Annotated in this window: 15 protein-coding genes; 4 read left to right on the top strand and 11 right to left on the bottom strand. The window is 65.8% G+C overall.

Annotation, left to right across the window (positions count from 1 at the left end; genetic code table 11):
* Positions 1-77 precede the first annotated feature (77 nt).
* Entirely contained in the window at positions 78-2,372 is a 2,295-nt protein-coding gene (locus HCU64_RS15660) for an NADP-dependent malic enzyme (protein ID WP_233384999.1), read from the bottom strand.
* 168 nt (positions 2,373-2,540) lie between these two features.
* Between HCU64_RS15660 and mutS the strand changes: the two genes are divergently transcribed.
* The 3 genes from mutS (at position 2,541) to HCU64_RS15645 (ending at position 7,647) form a co-directional block, all read left to right on the top strand.
* A complete protein-coding gene (mutS, locus tag HCU64_RS15655; protein WP_233384998.1) occupies positions 2,541-5,258 on the top strand; it encodes a DNA mismatch repair protein MutS in 2,718 nt (905 codons plus the stop codon).
* Positions 5,259-5,320: 62 nt separating this feature from the next.
* The gene (locus HCU64_RS15650; RefSeq protein WP_233384997.1) at positions 5,321-6,730 is read left to right on the top strand and encodes an AmpG family muropeptide MFS transporter; all 1,410 of its coding nucleotides are present in this window, start codon (positions 5,321-5,323) and stop codon (positions 6,728-6,730) included.
* Positions 6,727-7,647: an EcsC family protein gene (locus HCU64_RS15645; protein ID WP_233384996.1), complete on the top strand. Its 921-nt coding sequence runs from the start codon at positions 6,727-6,729 to the stop codon at positions 7,645-7,647. Before HCU64_RS15650 ends, HCU64_RS15645 begins: the two co-directional genes overlap by 4 nt.
* A gap of 16 nt (positions 7,648-7,663) precedes the next feature.
* Here the strand turns inward: HCU64_RS15645 and HCU64_RS15640 are convergent, their stop codons facing one another.
* A complete protein-coding gene (locus HCU64_RS15640) occupies positions 7,664-9,055 on the bottom strand; it encodes a leucyl aminopeptidase family protein (protein ID WP_233384995.1) in 1,392 nt (463 codons plus the stop codon).
* Positions 9,056-9,189: 134 nt separating this feature from the next.
* Between HCU64_RS15640 and HCU64_RS15635 the strand changes: the two genes are divergently transcribed.
* A complete protein-coding gene (locus tag HCU64_RS15635; protein WP_233384994.1) occupies positions 9,190-10,026 on the top strand; it encodes a tetratricopeptide repeat protein in 837 nt (278 codons plus the stop codon).
* Positions 10,027-10,093: 67 nt separating this feature from the next.
* Here the strand turns inward: HCU64_RS15635 and HCU64_RS15630 are convergent, their stop codons facing one another.
* From HCU64_RS15630 to HCU64_RS15590, 9 genes are all read right to left on the bottom strand, one after another.
* The gene (locus HCU64_RS15630) at positions 10,094-11,062 is read right to left on the bottom strand and encodes a type II secretion system F family protein (protein ID WP_233384991.1); all 969 of its coding nucleotides are present in this window, start codon (positions 11,060-11,062) and stop codon (positions 10,094-10,096) included.
* A gap of 75 nt (positions 11,063-11,137) precedes the next feature.
* Positions 11,138-12,106: a type II secretion system F family protein gene (locus tag HCU64_RS15625; RefSeq protein WP_233384990.1), complete on the bottom strand. Its 969-nt coding sequence runs from the start codon at positions 12,104-12,106 to the stop codon at positions 11,138-11,140.
* A complete protein-coding gene (locus HCU64_RS15620) occupies positions 12,103-13,554 on the bottom strand; it encodes a CpaF family protein (RefSeq protein WP_233384988.1) in 1,452 nt (483 codons plus the stop codon). The genes HCU64_RS15625 and HCU64_RS15620 overlap by 4 nt, the downstream gene beginning before the upstream one ends.
* Before the next feature lie 22 nt (positions 13,555-13,576).
* Positions 13,577-14,821, bottom strand: a complete 1,245-nt coding sequence (locus HCU64_RS15615; protein ID WP_233384987.1) for an AAA family ATPase — start codon at positions 14,819-14,821, stop codon at positions 13,577-13,579.
* A gap of 78 nt (positions 14,822-14,899) precedes the next feature.
* A complete protein-coding gene (locus HCU64_RS15610) occupies positions 14,900-15,643 on the bottom strand; it encodes a CpaD family pilus assembly protein (RefSeq protein ID WP_233384986.1) in 744 nt (247 codons plus the stop codon).
* Between the two features lie 60 nt (positions 15,644-15,703).
* A complete protein-coding gene (locus tag HCU64_RS15605) occupies positions 15,704-17,197 on the bottom strand; it encodes a type II and III secretion system protein family protein (RefSeq protein ID WP_442785973.1) in 1,494 nt (497 codons plus the stop codon).
* 8 nt (positions 17,198-17,205) lie between these two features.
* Entirely contained in the window at positions 17,206-17,994 is a 789-nt protein-coding gene (cpaB, locus tag HCU64_RS15600; protein ID WP_233384984.1) for a Flp pilus assembly protein CpaB, read from the bottom strand.
* 266 nt (positions 17,995-18,260) lie between these two features.
* Positions 18,261-18,767: an A24 family peptidase gene (locus HCU64_RS15595; protein ID WP_233384983.1), complete on the bottom strand. Its 507-nt coding sequence runs from the start codon at positions 18,765-18,767 to the stop codon at positions 18,261-18,263.
* A gap of 149 nt (positions 18,768-18,916) precedes the next feature.
* Positions 18,917-19,075 carry a Flp family type IVb pilin gene (locus HCU64_RS15590; protein WP_442785972.1) on the bottom strand — a complete coding sequence of 53 codons (159 nt, stop codon included), beginning with the start codon at positions 19,073-19,075 and terminating at the stop codon, positions 18,917-18,919.
* Between the last annotated feature and the right edge of the window lie 404 nt (positions 19,076-19,479).

The following is a 19,479-nucleotide window of genomic DNA, read 5'->3' as shown; positions in this document are numbered from 1 at the left end:
ATCCGGGCCGCTCGATGGACGGCCGGTCCGCGCACCGCCCCCTCGCGCGGATCGGCTGTTTCCTGATTGAAGGCGCCTCAGCCGCCGATATCGAACGCGGCGAGCGCAGCCATGTTGACGAGGTCGGCATCGGTCGCGCCGAGCGGCACGATCTGCACGGCCTTGTCGAGCCCGACCAGGATCGGGCCGAGCACCATCGCACCACCGAGTTCCTGCAGCATCTTGGTGGAGATTGATGCCGAGTGGAAAGCCGGCATCACCAGCACATTGGCTGGCTCCTTGAGACGGCTGAACGGATAGTAGCGCTGCATCAGCTCGTGATCGAGAGCGATGTCGGCCGCCATCTCGCCCTCGTAAGCGAAGTCGAGCTTCATGCCGTCGAGGATGCGCACCGCCTCACGCACCTTCTCCATGCGCTCGCCCTTAGGATGCCCGAAGGTCGAGAAGGAGAGCAGGGCGACGCGCGGCTCGGTGCCGAGCTTGCGCGCAGCACCGGCAGCCTCAATGGCGATCTCGGCGATCTCCTGCGCATTCGGCATCTCGGTGATGGCCGTGTCGGCGACGAGCACGGTGCGGCCGCGCGCGACCACCGCCGAGAGGCCGATGACCCTGTGTCCGGGCTTCACGTCGATGACGCGGCGGACATCCTCGAGAGCGAGGGAGTAGTTGCGCGTCGCGCCGGTCACCATGGCGTCCGCATCGCCGAGCGCGACCATGGTTGCGCCGAAGACGTTGCGGTCCTGGTTGATCAGACGATGACAATCGCGCAGCAGGAACCCCTGACGCTGCATGCGCGCGTAGAGGTGCCCGGCATAGTCGTCGTTTCGCGTCGACAGCGAAGCGTTGTGAATCTCGATGGTCTCGCGCTTCTCCAGGTCGATGCCGACAGCCGCCGCATTCGCCTTCACGCGGTCCTCGCGTCCGACCAGGATCGCGGTGCCCAGGCCCTGGTTCGCAAAGGAGACGGCGGCGCGGATGACCAGTTCTTCTTCGCCCTCCGCGAAGACCACGCGCTTGGGGAACTTGCGCACGCGCTCGAAGACGCGGTTGAGCACGCCGGCCACCGGGTCACGGCGGGCCGAGAGCCGATCGCGATAGGCCGCCATGTCCTCGATGGGCTTGCGTGCGACACCCGTGTCCATCGCAGCCTTCGCGACGGCCGGCGGCACCGTGTGGATCAGGCGCGGATCGAAGGGCACCGGGATGATGTATTCGCGCCCGAAGCGCGGTCGGCTGCCCTGGTACGCGGCTGCGACCTCGTCGGGCACGTCCTCGCGGGCTAGGGCCGCAAGGGCTTCGGCAGCCGCGATCTTCATCTCCATGTTGATCGCGCTGGCGCGCACGTCGAGCGCCCCGCGGAAGATGTAGGGGAAGCCCAGGACGTTGTTGACCTGGTTGGGATAATCCGAGCGGCCGGTAGCGACGATCGCGTCGGTGCGGATCTGCCCGACCTCTTCGACGGTGATTTCCGGATCCGGGTTCGCCATTGCGAAAATGATCGGGTTTGGCGCCATCGATGCAATCATCTCGGCCGAGAAGGCGCCTTTCACCGAGAGACCGAACACGATGTCTGCGCCCACCATGGCCTGCGCCAGCGTGCGCTTGTCGGTGGGTACTGCGTGGGCCGACTTCCACTGGTTCATGCCCTCGGTACGGCCTTCGTAGACGACGCCCTTGGTGTCGCAGAGGATCACGTTCCGGTGGCCGAATCCCATGGCCTTCAGGAGTTCGATGCAGGCGATGCCGGCCGCGCCCGCACCATTCACGACGAGCGTGGCCTTGGAGATGTCGCGGCCCGTCAGGTGAAGCGCGTTGAGAATGCCGGCCGCGGCGATGATCGCGGTACCGTGCTGGTCATCGTGAAAGACCGGGATGTCCATCAGCTCGCGCAGGCGCGCCTCGATGATGAAGCATTCCGGGGCCTTGATGTCCTCCAGGTTGATCCCGCCGAAAGTGGGCCCGAGGTAGCGCACCGCATTGATGAATTCGTCCGGGTCCTCGGTGCCGACTTCGAGATCGAAGGCATCGACATCGGCGAAACGCTTGAATAGCACCGCCTTGCCTTCCATCACGGGCTTCGAGGCGAGCGCGCCGCGATTTCCAAGGCCGAGGATTGCCGTGCCGTTCGAGATCACGCCGACGAGGTTGCCTTTGGCCGTGTAGTCGTAGGCCTTCGACGAATCCTCGGCGATGGCGAGCACCGGCACGGCGACACCGGGCGAATAGGCGAGCGAAAGGTCGCGCTGCGTCGCCATCGGCTTCGTGGCTATGACCTCCAGCTTGCCGGGCCGATCACCGGCATGGAAGGTGAGTGCCTCATCTTCCGTGAAGGTCGGACGCTTGCGTGGCTGGATGGGCGTGCTGTCGGTCATCGGCGTTTCCTCTTTTGAGGCAGTGGCCTACTGCCGCCCGCCAGTGGGCTCAACCAAGACTTTGGGCGATGCAGCCGAAGCTCGGCGTTGCAGAAAGCGGAGCCGTTTCCCCAGGCGAGATTCGGCGCTCGCCTGATTCAGCGGGCTGCTTCTGTTAAGCGTCGCCGCATGAGCCGCGAACCCGTGACCGCGAAAGAGCCCATTTCCTTCGACCGCGCCGGGGCGACGCCGATGATGGCGCAATACCTGGAGATCAAGGCGGCCAATACCGACTGCCTGCTGTTCTACCGGATGGGCGACTTCTTCGAGCTGTTCTTCGAAGATGCCGAGATCGCCTCCCGTGCCCTCGGGATCGTGCTGACCAAGCGCGGCAAGCATGCAGGCTCCGAGATCCCGATGTGCGGCGTGCCGGTGGAGCGCGCCGACGACTATCTTAGCCGCCTGATCGCTCTCGGCCACCGTGTTGCCGTCTGCCAGCAGGTCGAGGATCCGGCCGAGGCCAAGAAGCGCGGGCCGAAATCGGTGGTTCGGCGCGAAGTGCAGCGCCTCGTCACGCCCGGCACCATCACCGAGGACCGGCTGCTCGACCCGGCCCGCGCCAACCTGCTGCTCGCCATCGGCCGCCGCAAAGTCTCAGAGCAGTCACATGCCTACGGCCTCGCCGCGCTCGACATCTCGACGGGGCGCTTCTCGCTGAGCGAAGTCGCCGACGGCGCCTTATCGGCAGCCATCGCCCGCTACGAGCCGCGCGAAATCGTGCTGTCCGAGGCGATCCACTCTGATCCGGCGCTGGCTCGGCTCTGGCGCGACACGTCCGCTGCCGTGGTGCCGCTGGCTCAGGCCGAGCTGGAACCAGCCTCGGCCGAACGGCGCATCCGCGAACAATTCGGCGTCACCACCCTCGACGGGTTCGGTCAGTTCAGCCGCGCCGAGATCGCGGCGGCGGGTGCGGCGCTGCTGTACATCGAGCGCACGCAGATCGGCACCCGCGTGCCACTCTCCGCCCCGACCCGCGAGGCCAGCGGCGCGACGCTGTCGATCGATGCGGCGACACGCGCCAATCTCGAATTGACCCGCACGCTTTCCGGTGAGCGCAAAGGCAGCCTGCTCGACACGATCGACCGTACCGTCTCGGCCGGTGGCGCCCGACTGCTCGCCGAGCATCTCGCCGGACCGCTGACCGATCTCGAAGCCATCGGCGCCCGCCATGCCGCGGTCGGCTATCTCGTCGGCGAGCCGAGCCTGCGCGGCCCGCTGCGCGATGTGCTGGCGAGTGCCCCCGACATCGCGCGGGCCCTCTTGAGAATCGGCCTCGGGCGGGCCGGCCCGCGCGATCTCGCGGCCCTGCGCGATGGCCTCGACGCAGCAGCACGGATCTCCGGTCGTCTCGCTGATGCCAAGGAGGCACCGCGTCTCCTGAAGGAGATTGGCGGGCATCTCGCCGGGGTCGATACCGGCCTCGTCGCCGAACTCGCGGCGGCGTTGTCCGACGAGCTTCCGCTCAACCGCCGCGACGGCAATTTCGTCCGCACCGGCTATCACGCCGAGATCGACGAGGCCCGCGAGCTCGGCCGCGATTCCCGAAAGGTGGTCGCCGCGTTGCAAGCCCGCTACGCCGAGCAATCCGGCTGCCGGACCCTCCGTATCAAGCATAACAACGTGCTCGGCTTCTACATCGAGGTACCGCAAGCGGTGGGCGAGGCCTGCCTCAAGGGCTTGATGAAAGACTTCATCCACCGCCAGACCATGGTGGACGCGATGCGCTTCACCAGCGTCGAGTTGGGCGAGCTGGAATCGAAGATCGCCGGAGCCTCGGACCGCGTGCTCGTCATTGAGGGCGAGGTTTTCGAACGTCTAGCCGGCCTTGTGCTCGCCCAGACCGAGGTTGTCGCCGGCGTTGCCGAGGCCTTGGCAAACCTCGACGTCGCCGCGAGCCACGCGGAACTCGCCGTGGAACTCGATTGGGTTCGGCCCCGGCTCGACGAGAGCGTCGCCTTCACTATCGAGGGCGGACGCCATCCCGTGGTCGAAGCCGCCTTGCGCCGCTCCGGCGAGCCCTTCATCGCCAACCAGTGCGACCTGTCCGGCAAGGAAAGCGGCCGCATCCGCCTCGTCACCGGCCCGAACATGGGCGGCAAGTCCACCTTCCTGCGCCAGAACGCACTGATCGTCGTGCTCGCGCAGATGGGCGCATTCGTGCCGGCGCGCGCCGCGCATCTCGGGCTCGTCGACCGGCTGTATTCCCGCGTCGGCGCGGCGGACGATCTCGCACGCGGGCACTCGACCTTCATGGTCGAGATGGTCGAGACCGCCGCGATCCTGAACCAGGCGACCCGGCGCTCCCTCGTCGTCCTCGACGAGATCGGCCGGGGCACCGCGACCTTCGACGGCCTGTCCATCGCCTGGGCCTGCCTGGAGCATCTGCACGAGACCAATGGCTGCCGGGCGCTGTTTGCCACGCATTTTCACGAGTTGACCGCGCTGTCGCAGCGCCTGACCCGGCTCGACAACGCTACACTGCGTGTCACAGAGCATCGCGGCGAGGTGGTCTTCCTGCACGAGGTCGTTCCTGGCGTCGCCGAGCGCTCCTACGGGCTGCAGGTCGCTCGCCTCGCCGGACTGCCGAAGCCCGTGGTTGCTCGTGCCGGGGCGATCCTGAAGGGGCTGGAAGCCTCCGAGCGCGACCGGCCGAGCCGCAAGCGGATCGAGGACCTGCCACTCTTCGCGAGCTTCGCCGACACCCCGCCGGCCGAGCCCGCACCGCCCATCGTGGTCGATGACGGCATCGGCATCCTCGTCGACGAACTCGACCCCGACGCGATGACGCCGCGCGAAGCGCTCGAAGCGCTCTACCGACTGAAAAAAGAGCGCGCCCGCAACGCGTAAGCGGCGCAAGACTGCCACGATTCTTGCGGATACGACCCTCTCAAATGCGAGGAGTTCGACCCATGGCCGCGACGAGTTCAGGCGCGACCCAGCCCCAGGGCCGGAAATTCCGCATGCGCGACCTCTTCGAGGATCCGCGCGTCATCCAGATGCTAGCGCTCGGCTTCTCCTCGGGCCTGCCGCTTCTGCTCGTGCTCGGCACCTTCACGCTGCGGCTCGCGCAATCGTCGATCGACATCAAGGCGATCGGATTATTCAGCTACGTCGCGATGCCGTATTCGCTGAAGTTCCTGTGGGCGCCGACCATCGACCGGATCGACCTGCCCGTGCTGGCGAATTGGCTAGGACGACGACGCGCCTGGATGGTGGCGACGCAGATCGCGACAGCGCTTGCACTCGTCCTCATGGCTTTCTCCGATCCGGAGCACAGCCTCGCGCTTCTCGGGCTCGGCGCCTTCCTCGTCGCCTTCTGCGCGGCGACACAGGACGTGGTCATCGACGGCTGGCGCATCGAGGCGGCCGGTACCGACATGCAGGGTATCCTCGCCGCGACCTCGAACCTCGGCTACCGCTTCGGTCTGATCCTGGCGGGCGCCGGCGCTCTCTACATCGCAGCTTATGGCGGCTGGACGCTCGCCTATCTGATCATGGCGGCCTCGATGGGCATCGGCCTGATCGCCGCGCTCTTCGCCGGTCGCTACGACCAGAAGCGCGAGACCAGCGAAAAGCCGCAGGACGCCGGCCGCGCGAGCCCGATGGATCGCATGCGCCGCGCGGTCTTCGAGCCGCTGACCGAATTGCACGGCCGGATGGGCAACGCGCTGTTCGCGGTGCTGCTCCTCGTCGCGCTCTATCGAATGCCGGACTTCATCTCCGGCGTGATGGCGAACCCTCTCTACATCAAGCTCGGCTACGACCTGCCGCAGATCGCGACCATCGTGAAGCTCGTCGGCATCTGGGTGGGCATCGCGGGCGGCTTCGCGGGCGGCTGGGCAATCTCGCGCTTCGGCATGTTCCCGGCGCTGGTCACCGGCGCCTTCATCGCCGCCGCCTCGCATCTCTCGATGGCTTGGCTCTCCACCGGAGAGCCCGAGCTGTGGCGGCTCGCCATCACCGTTTCGATCGAGAGCCTGTGCGGCTCCTTTGCCGGCATTGCGCTCATCACGTACATGTCGAGCCTGACGACGCCTGGCTATGCGGCCACGCAATACGCGCTGTTCTCCTCACTCTATGCTCTGCCGGGCAAGCTCGTCGCGGGCCTGTCCGGATTCGTGGTTGCTGCCTACGGCTACCCGGCCTTCTTCACGATGACGGCTGCTGTCGGCATCCCGGTCGTGGCGCTTTGCTTCGCGGTGGGACGCGTACCCGAGCGGGCCAAGGCCAGCGCAGCGACGGGCGCAGGGAACCCTGTCGAGGCCCCGGAAATTTCTTCAACCGGCATTCCTGCGGCAACCGCGAGGGCGCAGACGTGAACGAGATCACCCCGGCCAGCGAAATCCTTCCGGTCCGCGTCGCGCCATTCGCGTCGCTCAGTGACGAGGATCTGGCGGCGCTGCGCCGCGCGGTCGCTGTCCTCGAGAAGCCGAGTCTGGCTTCTCGGCTCTCGGCAGCGGCCGGCGCGCCCCTCGACATCATCGGCCGCTCGCTTCCCGCGCCGGTGACGGACGTCGTCGCACGCTCGGCGGAAGGGGCGATGCGGGCAGCCCTTCGCGTCGCCCTGGCGACGCTGCCGCACAAGGCCGTGACCCCGGCGGGCTCCGAGGTCGAGACGGTGACCGAGGAACCCGGCAATCGGCTTGGGCGCCTGTTCCCGTCGAGCGACTCGAAGCACAAGGCCATGGCCGCTCTGTCGGGCGCGGTCGGCGGAGCCTTCGGGCTCGCGTCGCTCGCCGTCGAGCTGCCGGTCTCGACGACCTTGATGCTGCGCTCGATCGCGGAAATCGCCCGCGAAGAGGGCGAGGACCTGAGCGATCCCGAGAATGCGCTGGCCTGCGTCGAGGTCTTCGCGCTCGGCGGCAAGAGCGGCGCAGACACGGCATTGTCCGAGAGCGGCTACTTCGCCGTGCGCGCCGCGCTCGCCAAAACCATGGCCGAGGCCGCGAAATACGCCGCCCATCGCTCGGTCCTCGATTCCTCCGCGCCCGCGCTGATCCGCTTCGCCTCGCAGATCGCGGCACGCTTCGGAATCGTCGTCTCGCAGAAGCTCGCTGCGCAGGCCGTTCCGGTGCTCGGTGCCTTCGGCGGCGCTGCGGTCAACACCGCCTTCATGAACCACTTCCAGGCGATGGCGCGTGCGCATTTCACCGTGCGTCGCCTGGAGCGTCTCTATGGTGCCGAGCCGGTGCGTGAGGCCTATGCCGCCGAGAAGGAAGCGCTGGGCCTCGCCTGAACGGCCTGCGGCAGCTTCAGGCAGCCGGGTAGAGCGTCTTGAGCAGTTGGTGGACGAGGCGCGCCGTCTGGACCTCGCCGCCTTCCGGCCGGCCCGGCTTCGTCGACGGGTTCCAGCCGTAGAGATCGAAATGCAGATGCCGTTTCGTTTTCGACGCGAAGCGGCGGAGGAAGAGCGCCGCGGTGATCGCCCCAGCGAAAGGGCCGCCCGACACATTGTTGAGATCGGCGACCTTCGAATCCAGCAGGCTGGCATAGGGCGCGTGGAGCGGCAGGCGCCAGACCGGATCGATTGCGGCGCGGCCGGCTTCGTCAACCGCGCTCGCCAGGGCGTCGTCTTCGGTGAAATAGGCCGGCAGATCCGGTCCGAGGGCTGTGCGGGCTGCCCCCGTCAAAGTCGCGAAGTCGATGATCAGGTCCGGTCTCTCCGCTTCCGCGAGCGTGAGGGCATCCGCCAGGATCAGCCGGCCCTCCGCATCGGTATTACCGATCTCGACCGTCAGGCCCGAGCGGGCGCGCAGAATGTCGCCGGGACGGAAAGCGTTGCCAGCGATCGCGTTCTCGACCGTTGGGATAATGAGGCGCAAACGGAGGTTCAGGCCCGAACCCATCACCATCTCGGCAGCGCTGAGCGCCGCGGCCGAACCGCCCATGTCCTTCTTCATGAGAAGCATGCCGCTCGACGGCTTGATGTCGAGGCCACCGGTATCGAACACGACACCTTTGCCGACCAGCGTGACGCGTGGCGCGTCGGCCGGTCCCCATGTCAGGTCGATCAGCTGGGGAGGCCGCGTCGAGGCCTTGCCGACGGCATGGACCAGCGGGAATTCCCGCTCCAGCTCCTCACCGCTGGTCACGCTGATCGCGGCACCGAAGCGATCGGCGAGCGCACGCGCGGCAGCCTCGATCTCGGCCGGGCCGAGATCATTGGAGGGCGTGTTGACCAGATCGCGCCCCGCGGCAACGGCGCGGGCGATGCGCAGCACCGCGTCTGCATCGATCGTCTCGGGCGCTGCCAAAGCTGGCAGTTTTGCCGGCGAGGCCTTGTAGCGGCCGAAGCGATAGCTCGAGAGCAACCAGGCCAGCGTGGCTTCGGCCAGGTCGACGCCACCTTCCTCGAAGCGGTAGCGCCCTTCTGGCAACAGCCCGACGAGCCGGCCGGCCGTGAAGCGATCATAGGCGGCAGCTGTCGTGTCACCGAGCCCGAACAGCACGCGCTCCAGCCGACCCTCGGCGTTCGGCAGCAGGCACAGACGCCCGGCCTTCGGCATGAAGCCGGTCGTCTCGACATAGGCGCGCTGGATGGGGGTCAGGACGGCCTCGACGCTGTTCCATTCGGCCGGATCGATGCAACGGATCGGGATCGCGTCGCTGGTGGCGGGAAGGAGATCGAGAAGGTCAGTTTGCATCGGCTCTGATGGGGGAGGAGGAAAACTGGTTTGCTGGGGGTGCCGGGGCCGATTTACGGGCCGTTAGGGTTAACGGCCTATCACCAAAGGCCCGGGACGGCGATGCCGTGACCGATGGTCATTTGGAGCGGAACATGCGTGCGGCGGCTTCGAGACCTCGCGCCCTCTCATCTTTCGGCAGGGCAGGGCGGTCGCTCGGCGCTGCAGTGCTCCTCGCGGCTCTCGCAGCCGGATGTCAGTCGCGCTCGCCCGAGACCACGAGCTCCATCGGCAGTGGGTCCGCGCCGCGTGCCGCCACGCGCGGGGAGATCGATGAGCTGGGCGCGAAATACACCGCCGATCCCACCGATATTGGCGTCGCGATGCGCTATGCCTCGGTGCTGCGCGCCACGAACCAACGCACGCAGGCGGTCGCCGTCCTTCAGCAGACTGCCCTGCGCAATCCGAAGAACCGGGCCGTGCTGGCCGCCTACGGCAAGAGCCTCGCCGACGCCGGCAGGTTCGCTGAAGCCGCCGAGGTCCTTCAGAACGCTCACACACCTGCCCAACCAGACTGGCGTGTCCTCTCGGCGCAGGGAACCGTCGCCGACCAGCTCGGCGATCATGCCAGCGCGCAGGGGTTCTACGAGGCGGCCCTCAAGATCGTGCCGAACGAGCCGACCGTGCTGTCGAATCTCGGACTATCCTACCTGCTCGGGCGACAGCTCGACCAGGCGGAGGCGACGCTGCGGCTAGCGAGTGCGCAACCGCGCGCCGACGCCCGCGTTCGCCAGAATTTGGCTCTGGCGCTCGGACTGAAGGGTCGGTTCGACGAGGCGGAAACGGTGCTTCGCCAGGATCTCACCCCCGAGGCGGCGGCGGCCAACGTCGCGTCGCTTCGTTCGGTCGCAGCGCGCCAGGCGAGCGCAAAACCCGATCAGACGCTCAGCCGCGAGTTGCCGAGAGCACCGATCGCCGCACCGCGCGGCTGATCGGACAGTATCAGCTATTCCAGGCCGGAGCGTTCCCGGCCTCGGCGCTGCCGTACTCGGCTTCAAGTCACTTGTAGCCGAAGACCTGGATGCTCGCCGGCATCAGGATCACCACGAACAGCACCGGCAAGAAGAACAGAATCATCGGCACCGTCAGCTTCGGGGGCAGCGCGGCAGCCTTCTTCTCGGCCGCCGTCAGGCGTTGGTCCCGGCTCTCTTGCGCCAGAACGCGCAGGGCCTGCCCCACCGGCGTGCCGTAGCGCTCGGCCTGGATCAACGCCGTCGCGACGGCCCTCACTCCTTCGAGCCCGATCCGGTTACCCATATTCTCGTAAGCCAAGCGCCGATCCGGAAGGAACGACAGCTCGGCCACCGTCAGGGCGAGTTCCTCGGCGAGCACCAGGGATTGCGCCGCGATCTCGATACCGACGCGACGGAAGGCGTTTTCGACCGCCATGCCCGATTCGACGCAGATCAGGGCGAGGTCGAGGGCATCCGGCCAGGCGCGCCTAATCTCTGCCTGGCGCTTGCCGATCAGATTGGTCAGGAACAGCTCGGGCAGCTTGATTCCGACGAAAGTCGCCGCGATCACGATCGCCAACTTGATCATGACTGGCTGGTCCAGCACGTCGAGCACGAACAGGTAGACCGTGGAGGCCACGGCCATAGCAGCCGGCGAAACCAGGCGGAAAAATAGAAAGGCGGTCTCGGCCCCCTGGCCGCGATAGCCTGCCATCACGAGCTTTTTCTTCGATGTGTCCGTCCCGAGCCAACTGCCGAGGTTGAACCGCTCGACGACGTTTTTCATGTACGCCTTCGGTTCAGTGCGCAGCGTCGACTTGGTGGCGAGCTTCTCGCGCTCGCGCTGACGCAACTGCTCGCGCTCATCGCTGACGAGCTTCATGCGCTTGCCGAGCCTGTCCGGCTCGAGCAGCGGCTGAACCAGCGCGAAGGCCGTGGCCGCCACGGCGAGGCCAGTCAGCACCATGGCCCCAAGCTTCGGATCGGTCAGAGTGTCGAGGAAGGAAGCGTTCATCCGTCACAAGTCCTGGGCGCGCCGACCTCGTCGGACTGGTGGTCATGCCGCTCGCGATCCGGCAGGCGGGGCAGCTCAAATATCGAAATTGATCATCTTCTTCATCGAGAAGACACCGATCGACATCCAGATAGCCGATCCAAGCAACGACAGCTGTCCAACCCGCGTCGTCCAGAGCAACGAGATGTAATCAGGGCTAGATATATAAGTAAGAATGGCAACGAGGAATGGCAGGCACGCAATGATCGCGGCGGAAGCTTTCGCCTCCATGCTCATCGCCTGAACCTTGCCGACCATCTTCTTACGCTCGCGCAGCACGCGGGAAAGGTTGCCCAGAGCTTCAGACAAATTACCGCCTGACTTCGCCTGGATGCCGATGACGATCGCAAAGAAGTTGACGTCGTTGACGGGGACGCGCTCGTACATCTTGAGGATCGCGTCCGACATCGGCACGCCGAGGGCCTGAGCCTCGATCGCAATCCTGAACTCGCTGCGCACGGGCTCCTGGGCCTCCCGTGCGATGATCCGCAGACAGTCGCCCACCGGGATGCCTGAGCGGATGCCGCGCACGACGACGTCGATCGCGTTCGGGAGCTCGAGCACGAACTTGCCGATGCGCCGCTTCTGCAGGAAGCCCAGCATCCAGCGCGGCAAGCCGAAAGCGCCTGCGAAGGCGGCTCCCAGACCCACCAGCATGTTGCCGCTCACGATCAGCATGCCGAAGCCGATGACGAGCCCCATGATCGCCGAGATGACGAAGAATTTCTTCCGCGACCAATCGAGGCCTGCGCGGGCGAGCCGGGTCTCCAGGGTGATCTTCGTATTGGCCTTCTTGGCCTCGATTTCCTTGAGGCTCTTGGCGACCTGTTCGCGGCGGTTGATCGCGGTCGTCCGGTCGATCGCGGACTTCGGCGCACCGAGTGCCTTCACACGCTGCTCCGCAAGGCGCTCACCGGAAAGGAGCGGCATCAGGAACACATAGGCGATGCCGCCGGCCGCGACGGCCGCCAGACCCGCAGCGATTGAGGCGCCGGCCGCGTTCATTCGTTTGCCGCCTCAGGTACGGCAGCGGCATCGAGTGCCGCGGCGAGGGCGCGCTCTTCTCCGTAGTAGCGGGCCCGCTCCCAGAAGCGCGGGCGCCCAACGCCGGTCGAGCGATGCCGGCCGATCAGTTTGCCGTTCGCGTCCTCGCCGAGGATGTCGTAGACGAGCAGGTCTTGGGTGATGATCACGTCGCCCTCCATCCCGAGCACTTCGGTGATGTGGGTGATGCGGCGGGAGCCGTCGCGCAGGCGCATTGCCTGGATGATGACGTCGACCGAGCCGGTAATCATCTCGCGCAGCGTCCGCGAGGGCAGCGAGAAGCCGCCCATCGTGATCATTGATTCAATACGTGACAGGCATTCGCGCGGTGAGTTGGCGTGCAGCGTCCCCATCGAGCCGTCATGGCCGGTGTTCATGGCCTGTAAGAGGTCGAAGGCCTCGGGTCCGCGGACCTCGCCGACGATGATGCGCTCGGGCCGCATACGCAGACAGTTTTTGACGAGGTCGCGCATGGTGATGGCGCCAGACCCCTCGAGGTTCGGCGGTCGCGTCTCGAGGCGCACGACATGCGGCTGCTGGAGCTGCAATTCGGCAGCGTCCTCGCAGGTGATGACCCGCTCGTCGAGTTCGATGAAGGCCGTCAGGCAGTTCAGCAGCGTCGTCTTGCCCGAGCCGGTACCGCCGGAGATCACGACGTTGCAGCGGACCTTGCCGATGATCTGCAGGATCTTGGCGCCCTCCGGCGAGATCGCGCCGAAGCGGACGAGCTGTTCGAGGGTCAGCTTGTCCTTCTTGAACTTTCGGATCGTGAGGGCCGGGCCGTCGATGGCCAGCGGCGGAGCGATCACGTTGACGCGTGAGCCGTCGGGCAGGCGGGCGTCGCAGATCGGCGAGGCCTCGTCGACGCGGCGGCCAACCTGGCTGACGATGCGCTGGCAGATGTTCATCAGCTGCGCGTTGTCGCGAAAGCGCACAGAGGTCAGCTGAATCTTGCCGGCGACTTCGATGAAGGTCCGATCCGCTCCGTTGACCATCACGTCCGCGATATCGTCGCGTGCGAGAAGCGGCTCGAGCGGCCCATAGCCGAGCACGTCATTGCAGATGTCGTCGAGCAGTTCTTCTTGCTCGGCAATCGACAGAACGATGTTCTTGAGGCCGATGATCTCGGAAACGATGTCGCGAATTTCTTCGCGCGCACTCTCACCGTCGAGGCGTGCGAGCTGAGCGAGGTCGATCGCCTCGATCAGCGCTCCGAAGATCATGCTCTTGGTGCGGAAGTAGTCCTCGGACTTGTGCGGCACAGGAGGCGTGGCGGCCGCCTGTTGGCGGGCCGGGGCTTCCACGGGCGCCGGTATCGCAATCGGCTCAGCCGCGCGCGGGGGCGCTCCCGGCAGCGGCAGGGGCGCCGGTGCCGGAGCTGCGGATGAGCCAGTGCGTCTGCCGAACATCGCGTCCCGCGCCTTCAGTGTCCTAGGACGCCTTGCGGCGCGAGAGCTTGGCCAACAGCGGCTCGAGCATGTTTGGGCGGTTGCGGCGGAGCTCGGCGCGGCCGGTTACAGCGGCAGCGAGGCTTCCGAAGATCTCGGCCGGCTTCGCGTTGGCCTGTACCTCGGCGATCATCTGGCCGTTATTTGCGGCCGTGCCGAACAGGGCAGGATCGAACGGCAGTACGGCGCTGAGGGTCAGGTCCAGCGCCTTGGCGAACTCGGCGGCCGCGATCTCCGGACGCTTCGGCACACCGACGCTGTTGAGCACCACCTTGGCGCGCGCATCGTTTGGGCGGCTCTGCGCGAGGACAGCGAGCAGGTTCTTCGTGTTCCGCAGCGACGCGAGGTCAGGCTGCGAGACGATGAGAATTTCGTCGGCAGCGATCAGCATGCGCCGCGTCCAGGCCGACCAACCCTGCGGAACGTCCAGCACGATGCAAGGAACAGCGGCCCGAAGCAGGTCGAGCAGGGCGTCAAAGGAGGCCTCGGAGAGGTCAACCGTCCGGTCGAGAGTGGCCGGCGCCGAGAGCAAGCTGAGGTTGTCGCTGCATTTCGACAGCAGCCGGTCGAGCAGGTTCGCATCGAGGCGTTCCGGCGCGAATACGGCCTCGGCAATGCCCTGCGGCGGATCCTGGTTGAAGTTCAGGCTCGCCGTGCCAAAAGCAATGGAAAGGTCGGCGATCACCGTCGCGGTGCCATGCTCGCGGGCGATGGTCCAGGCGAGGTTATGCGCCACCGTCGAGGAGCCGGCGCCACCGCGCGCGCCGAATACCGCGATCGTGCGGCCGACGGGCTTCGCACCCGGCGCCGAGAACAAGTCGGACACCGCCGAAATCAGACCTAACGGCTCGACCGGAGCCATAAGATATTCGCTGACCCCGCGTTGCAGGAACTGGCGATAGAGCAGCACGTCGTTGACGTGACCGATGATGATGACCTTGGTGCCCGGGTCACAGACTTCGGCCAACGCGTCGAGACACTCGAGCGGTCGCGACTTCGGACCCTGGATCTCGATCACGATGACGTTCGGCGTCGGAGCCTGGCGGAACGCCTCGACCGCGGCCGCGCCGCCGCCCATCTGAACGCGGACATGCGCCTTCTGCATGCGCCGGTCGCCGACGGTGGTCTCTATGAGGGCCGCCGTCTCGGCAGTCTCGCAGAAGGCCTGGATGGTAATCCGGGGGACCGCGGCGATGATGCGCTCGTTCGGCTCGTTCGGGTCCGGCATGTGTCGCTTCCGGTTGATGGAGTCTCGCGTGTGATAGCCGGAACGACGCAGGCCGATCCGATCGCCAGATGGGTGGGCCTATTGCGAGACGTTGCTCTTCACTTCGTTCTTCCCATCCTGGTTCCATTTGGTTGACGGATCGTTGCCCTGTCGCAGCTTGTCGATGACCTGCGTGCGCCGAACAGTGTCGATGCGGCCCTCGGGTCGGCCGCGCACGAGGTCGACCGGGTCGGCAATCTGAGCGGCGATGTTCGAGCGCGTGGCACAGCCGAGATTCCACGAGGGTTCGTTACGCAGATTGGATACAGGACTGCTGACGCCGAGATCCTGCGGCCACAATCCGCAGGCGCTCGCGACCTTGGCCTCCATCTGCTGGAAGCTGAGGCGAACCGGCGAGGCAAGGCCGGGATCGGCCGCGGCATAGCTCGCTACGACGATGACCCCGTTCGGCAAGCCGTTCTCGGCGGCCGCCCTACGGACTGCCGCGCCGGTCCGCTCCGCCGCCGCGGTGGCCGCCGACGACGCGCCACGCGGCATGTCGATGGCGAGCGATCCCCGCCCGTAGCGGCGGTATTCGAGCAGGAAGGCGTCGAGATCGGCCGCTTGGCGCGGGTCGAGATGACCGGGGCCCGACGGGAAGATGTCGAGTTTGGTTGTACCCTCGGCGAGAACGAACGGGTGTCTAACCCGGACGTCGTGCGGGTAGATCGAGCCCGTCTGATCGACGCGGTCACTCTTGCAGGCAGCGAGGGAGCCGGTCAGAAGCACCAGGACAGCCAGAGCCAATGGCGATCGAGACGTGTTTGAAGGTTGGAATGCCATCGTTCGCGATCCTGATGCGGCGTCGGGCTGAGCATGGATTTTCTAGGATAAGCGTCCGGCTCAGTCGGCGATGAAGCCGACATTTCCGCGATAGCCTTGGCCGAGAGGGCGCCCCCGGGCGGAGCCGTAGATCTTGTTCACGCGCCCAAGCAGCACGCCCTGGATATCGGTGGCGTCGGTGAAGCCGTCATCGGGACGCGCGACCTGGGCCGCCTGCATCGGCTTCGCGATGTACGGCGTAACCATGATCATCAATTCCGTCTCCTGGCGCTGGTAATCGCGGGAGCGGAACAAGGCGCCGAGGATCGGCAGGTTGATCAGGCCAGGCAGGCCGCCGATCGCCGCCTTGTTCTTCTGTTGGATCAGGCCGGCGGTCATCATCGTCGCACCGGAAGCAAGTTCGACGGTCGTCTCGGACTTGCGCACCGTCAGCCCAGGCACGGGCGTGCTGGCGCCGTTATTGATGAAGTTATATGAATTCTGCGGATCGATTTCGGAGACGCTTGTTCCGACTCTGATGGAAATACGGTTTTCCGACAGAACGATCGGCGTAAATGTCAGTGAGACGCCGTAAGGCTTGTAGACGATGCCGACGACGCAAGCCGCGCCTCCAGCCGAGCACGTCTGGCTAGCTGGGACCGGAATTTCGCCGCCGGCCGTGAAGTTGGCCGCTTCCCCAGAAATCGCCGTTAGCGTCGGCTCTGCAAGAATGCGCGAGACGCCAGCCTGCTCAAAGGCCCTGAGCGTAGCAGTAAGGCTGCCTCCGCCGCCGGTGTTGACCGTGCCGGAAAGAAGATTGCCATTTGGAAATTGAGAACCGGACAGAGCGAAAGGCGTCTGATTGACGAAATTGAGGTTCGACCAGCTGCCGTTCACATTCACGCCGAATTGCTTCAGCACCGTCCGTGCAACCTCGACCACGGTGACGCGCAGCATCACCTGATCCTTCTCGCGAATGGTCAGGTTGTTGATCACCGTGCCGCGCGTTGCCGCCGCTCCTCCGGCGCCCGCTGCACCTCCCATCGCCCCGGCAGCGCCGACGAACCCGTTCGCCAAGTCGATTGCACGGCTGGCATCGGATGCGGATGCGACGGTACCGGACAGGATGATCGAGTCGCCCGCCGAACGGACCTCGAAGCGGCTGCCCGGAAAGCTCTGCTGCAGAGTCTGCTGGAGCAGTGGAAGCTTGAGCTCGCGCGCGACGACCACGTCGAGCGCGGCGATCTGACGGCCGTCACCATCCATCACGAAGATCGAGGTCGCGCCTTCCTCCATGCCGATGACGAACACCTTACGCGTCGATCGCACCACGGCGTTCGCGACGTTGGGGTTGGCGACGAAGACCTCCTTCGCATCGCGCGGGAGATCAATGATCATCGAGCGCCCCCTGGTCAGCTCGACTCGTCGGGAGGCAGAGGACTCGTCCGCGCCGACCGAAACGACGGGAGCCTGGCCGAGGCCGGAGCGAGTTTGCCCTTGCGCCGCGCCGGTCGTCGCGACGGCGATGGCGCAGAGGGCCGGGATGAGCAGGCGCACGCGGTTCATCGTCATCACTGCTTTCCTCAGCGGCGCGGCTGCTGTTGGGCGACGCCGAAGCGAACGATTGTGAGGCCGGCTTCCGGCGTCGCATCCGCGGAAGCCGTATCCACCGTCTTGCCCGTATCCTGGATGCTGCGGAGGGCGAGCGAGATCGCACCCGTCTTCTGCGCGAGCGAAACGACCTCTGCCTGGGCGGGTGTCAGCGCCAAGGTGGCGTTGTCACCGGTGACGACGGTCTCGCCATTGCGCTCCTGAACGACTTGACCGACAGCGAGAACGCGGATGTCGGTGAGGATCGTCTGCGCGATGGGCTCGCCGGTCGTGCCGCCCCCAACCTTGCCGATGCTGATGACGTCGACATGATCGTTGGGCAGGACGAAGCCGCCCGCCGATGTCGAGCCTCCCCTCTGAATTTCCACGGCCACGGCGCGCAGGCCCGTCGGCAGGATCGCCGACATGAAGCCGCTACCGGCCTTCACCAGCTTCTCGGGCCGGATCGGCTCGTTGGCGAGAATGTTCAGCCGAGTCATGGACCCGGCCGTCTCCTCGAGAGCCTTCGGGGAGTTCACACGTGTGACGTAGCCGGCTGCGAGCGCCTGGTCGGGCCAGCTCTGCCAGCGCAGGTCCTCGGGCTTGAGAGTCTGGCCCATCGGCAGGTCGGCAGCCGCGACGAGCACGTCCGTCGTCGGCAGAGCCGGGGCCTGCGCGACAGGGGAGGGGGGAGGGGGAGCCTCGTCGCCGCTCATCAAGAAGGCCGCACCGCCGCCCGCGACGAGCGCGATGGCGAGAACGGCGAGACGTGCTGGTTTCATCGGAGCCGAAGTCCTGACGACGGTGCGATCACCGCTCGAACGTCAGGTTTGGGCCAGATTCCTCAAATTAAGGTTAACCACTGATGATCGCCTGGTCTCAGCACCGGTCCAACCGTGGGGCGGCGGCCAGCTCGACTTCGAAGGCAGCCGGGGAAGCTGACGGAATCTCGTCCATCAACCTCCGGTTTGCTCGATGAAATCCGGGCCGACGTCAGACTGAAAGATTCCGCCCATTTTCTGCGGGGCGCATCGAACCCGGATCAGCCTCAGAGGCCGTAAAGGTCCGACCACAGCGCCGTATAGGGGACGACAGCGAGGCCAGCTGCCGCGAGCGCGATGCCGTAAGGGACGCCTGTCTTCCCGTCATGCAGATGCATTGCGAAGGGAAGGCGACGAAGCGGTGACGGAAGCGGATGAGCCCGAACGGCCAGGAGAAGAAGAGTTAGGCCGCCACCAAGGACGGAGGCCACGAGCAGGTAGTCGAGCATGTTACCGATACCGGTCCAGAGGGTCGTGGCGGCCGCCAACTTGGCATCTCCTCCACCGATCACTCCGAAGGCGAATAAGGTGAATGTTATCGACAGCGTAAGCAATGCGGCGCCGACATGCCAGCCAATCGCCGTCCACCCTAGCCCTGACACCGCCGCAACGGCGGCAAACGCGACGACCAAGGCGAGGGAGATCCAATTAGGGATCAGCATCGTCAGCAAGTCGCTTGAGGCCGCATAGGCCATCAGGAACGGGAAAACGATGAGGAGGCCAGCCCAACCCATGATTGCGTACCTATGAGTGCTTAAGGTCTTTTGGCAAACTGAGCCGGAAACGCGCGAAAGGACCGGTCCGAGGGAGCGGTCCTTTCGTCATAATTCTCATAGCGTCTCTTGCGACGCGGCCGTACACCTCTGGCTGATGTGCTTCCCTATTACGGGGTGGTGATTTTCGTTGCGATGGTGCCGAACGTGGTGTTCAGGCTGGTGGCCACGCCCTTCACAGCGGCGATGATCGCGATAGCGATGAGGGCAGCAATGAGGCCGTATTCGATGGCAGTGGCGCCGGACTCGTCGGCGACGAAGCGCTTCATGACAGTCTTCATTGGTAAATTCCTGGTCTGGCAGCTTGCGTGGTTATTGTCGGAGATCTGTTGTTCGATCTTCGGCTCACCCAATTTGCTCGGGGCGCGTTGCGATAGAGTTAAATGGTTCCGCGAAACCGCGCCTGCTGCCGGCGTTTCAAGTCGATGGTGAAGGGAAGGTTATCGAGACCGCTGCAACCCGACGCGGCAGACGGAGCTGTGATCACCTGCCGCTAGGTCCACGCCGTCTCCTTGAGCGATCATCGCAGCGGAGCGAGCGTGGCTTGAACGCAGCTCCTACGCCCTCCATATCGGTGTGAGCGGCGAGCAGTCGCCGCCGGAAGCGCTGCCCAGGCGGGCTTCCCCATCCACGAAGCGTCTATCCGGACGCCTCCCGTAGGGTATCGTCCTGG

Origin of the sequence: Methylobacterium sp. C25, from assembly GCF_021352225.1 — a bacterium.
Classification (GTDB): domain Bacteria; phylum Pseudomonadota; class Alphaproteobacteria; order Rhizobiales; family Beijerinckiaceae; genus Methylobacterium.
This window is presented reverse-complemented; position numbering and strand designations above follow the sequence as displayed.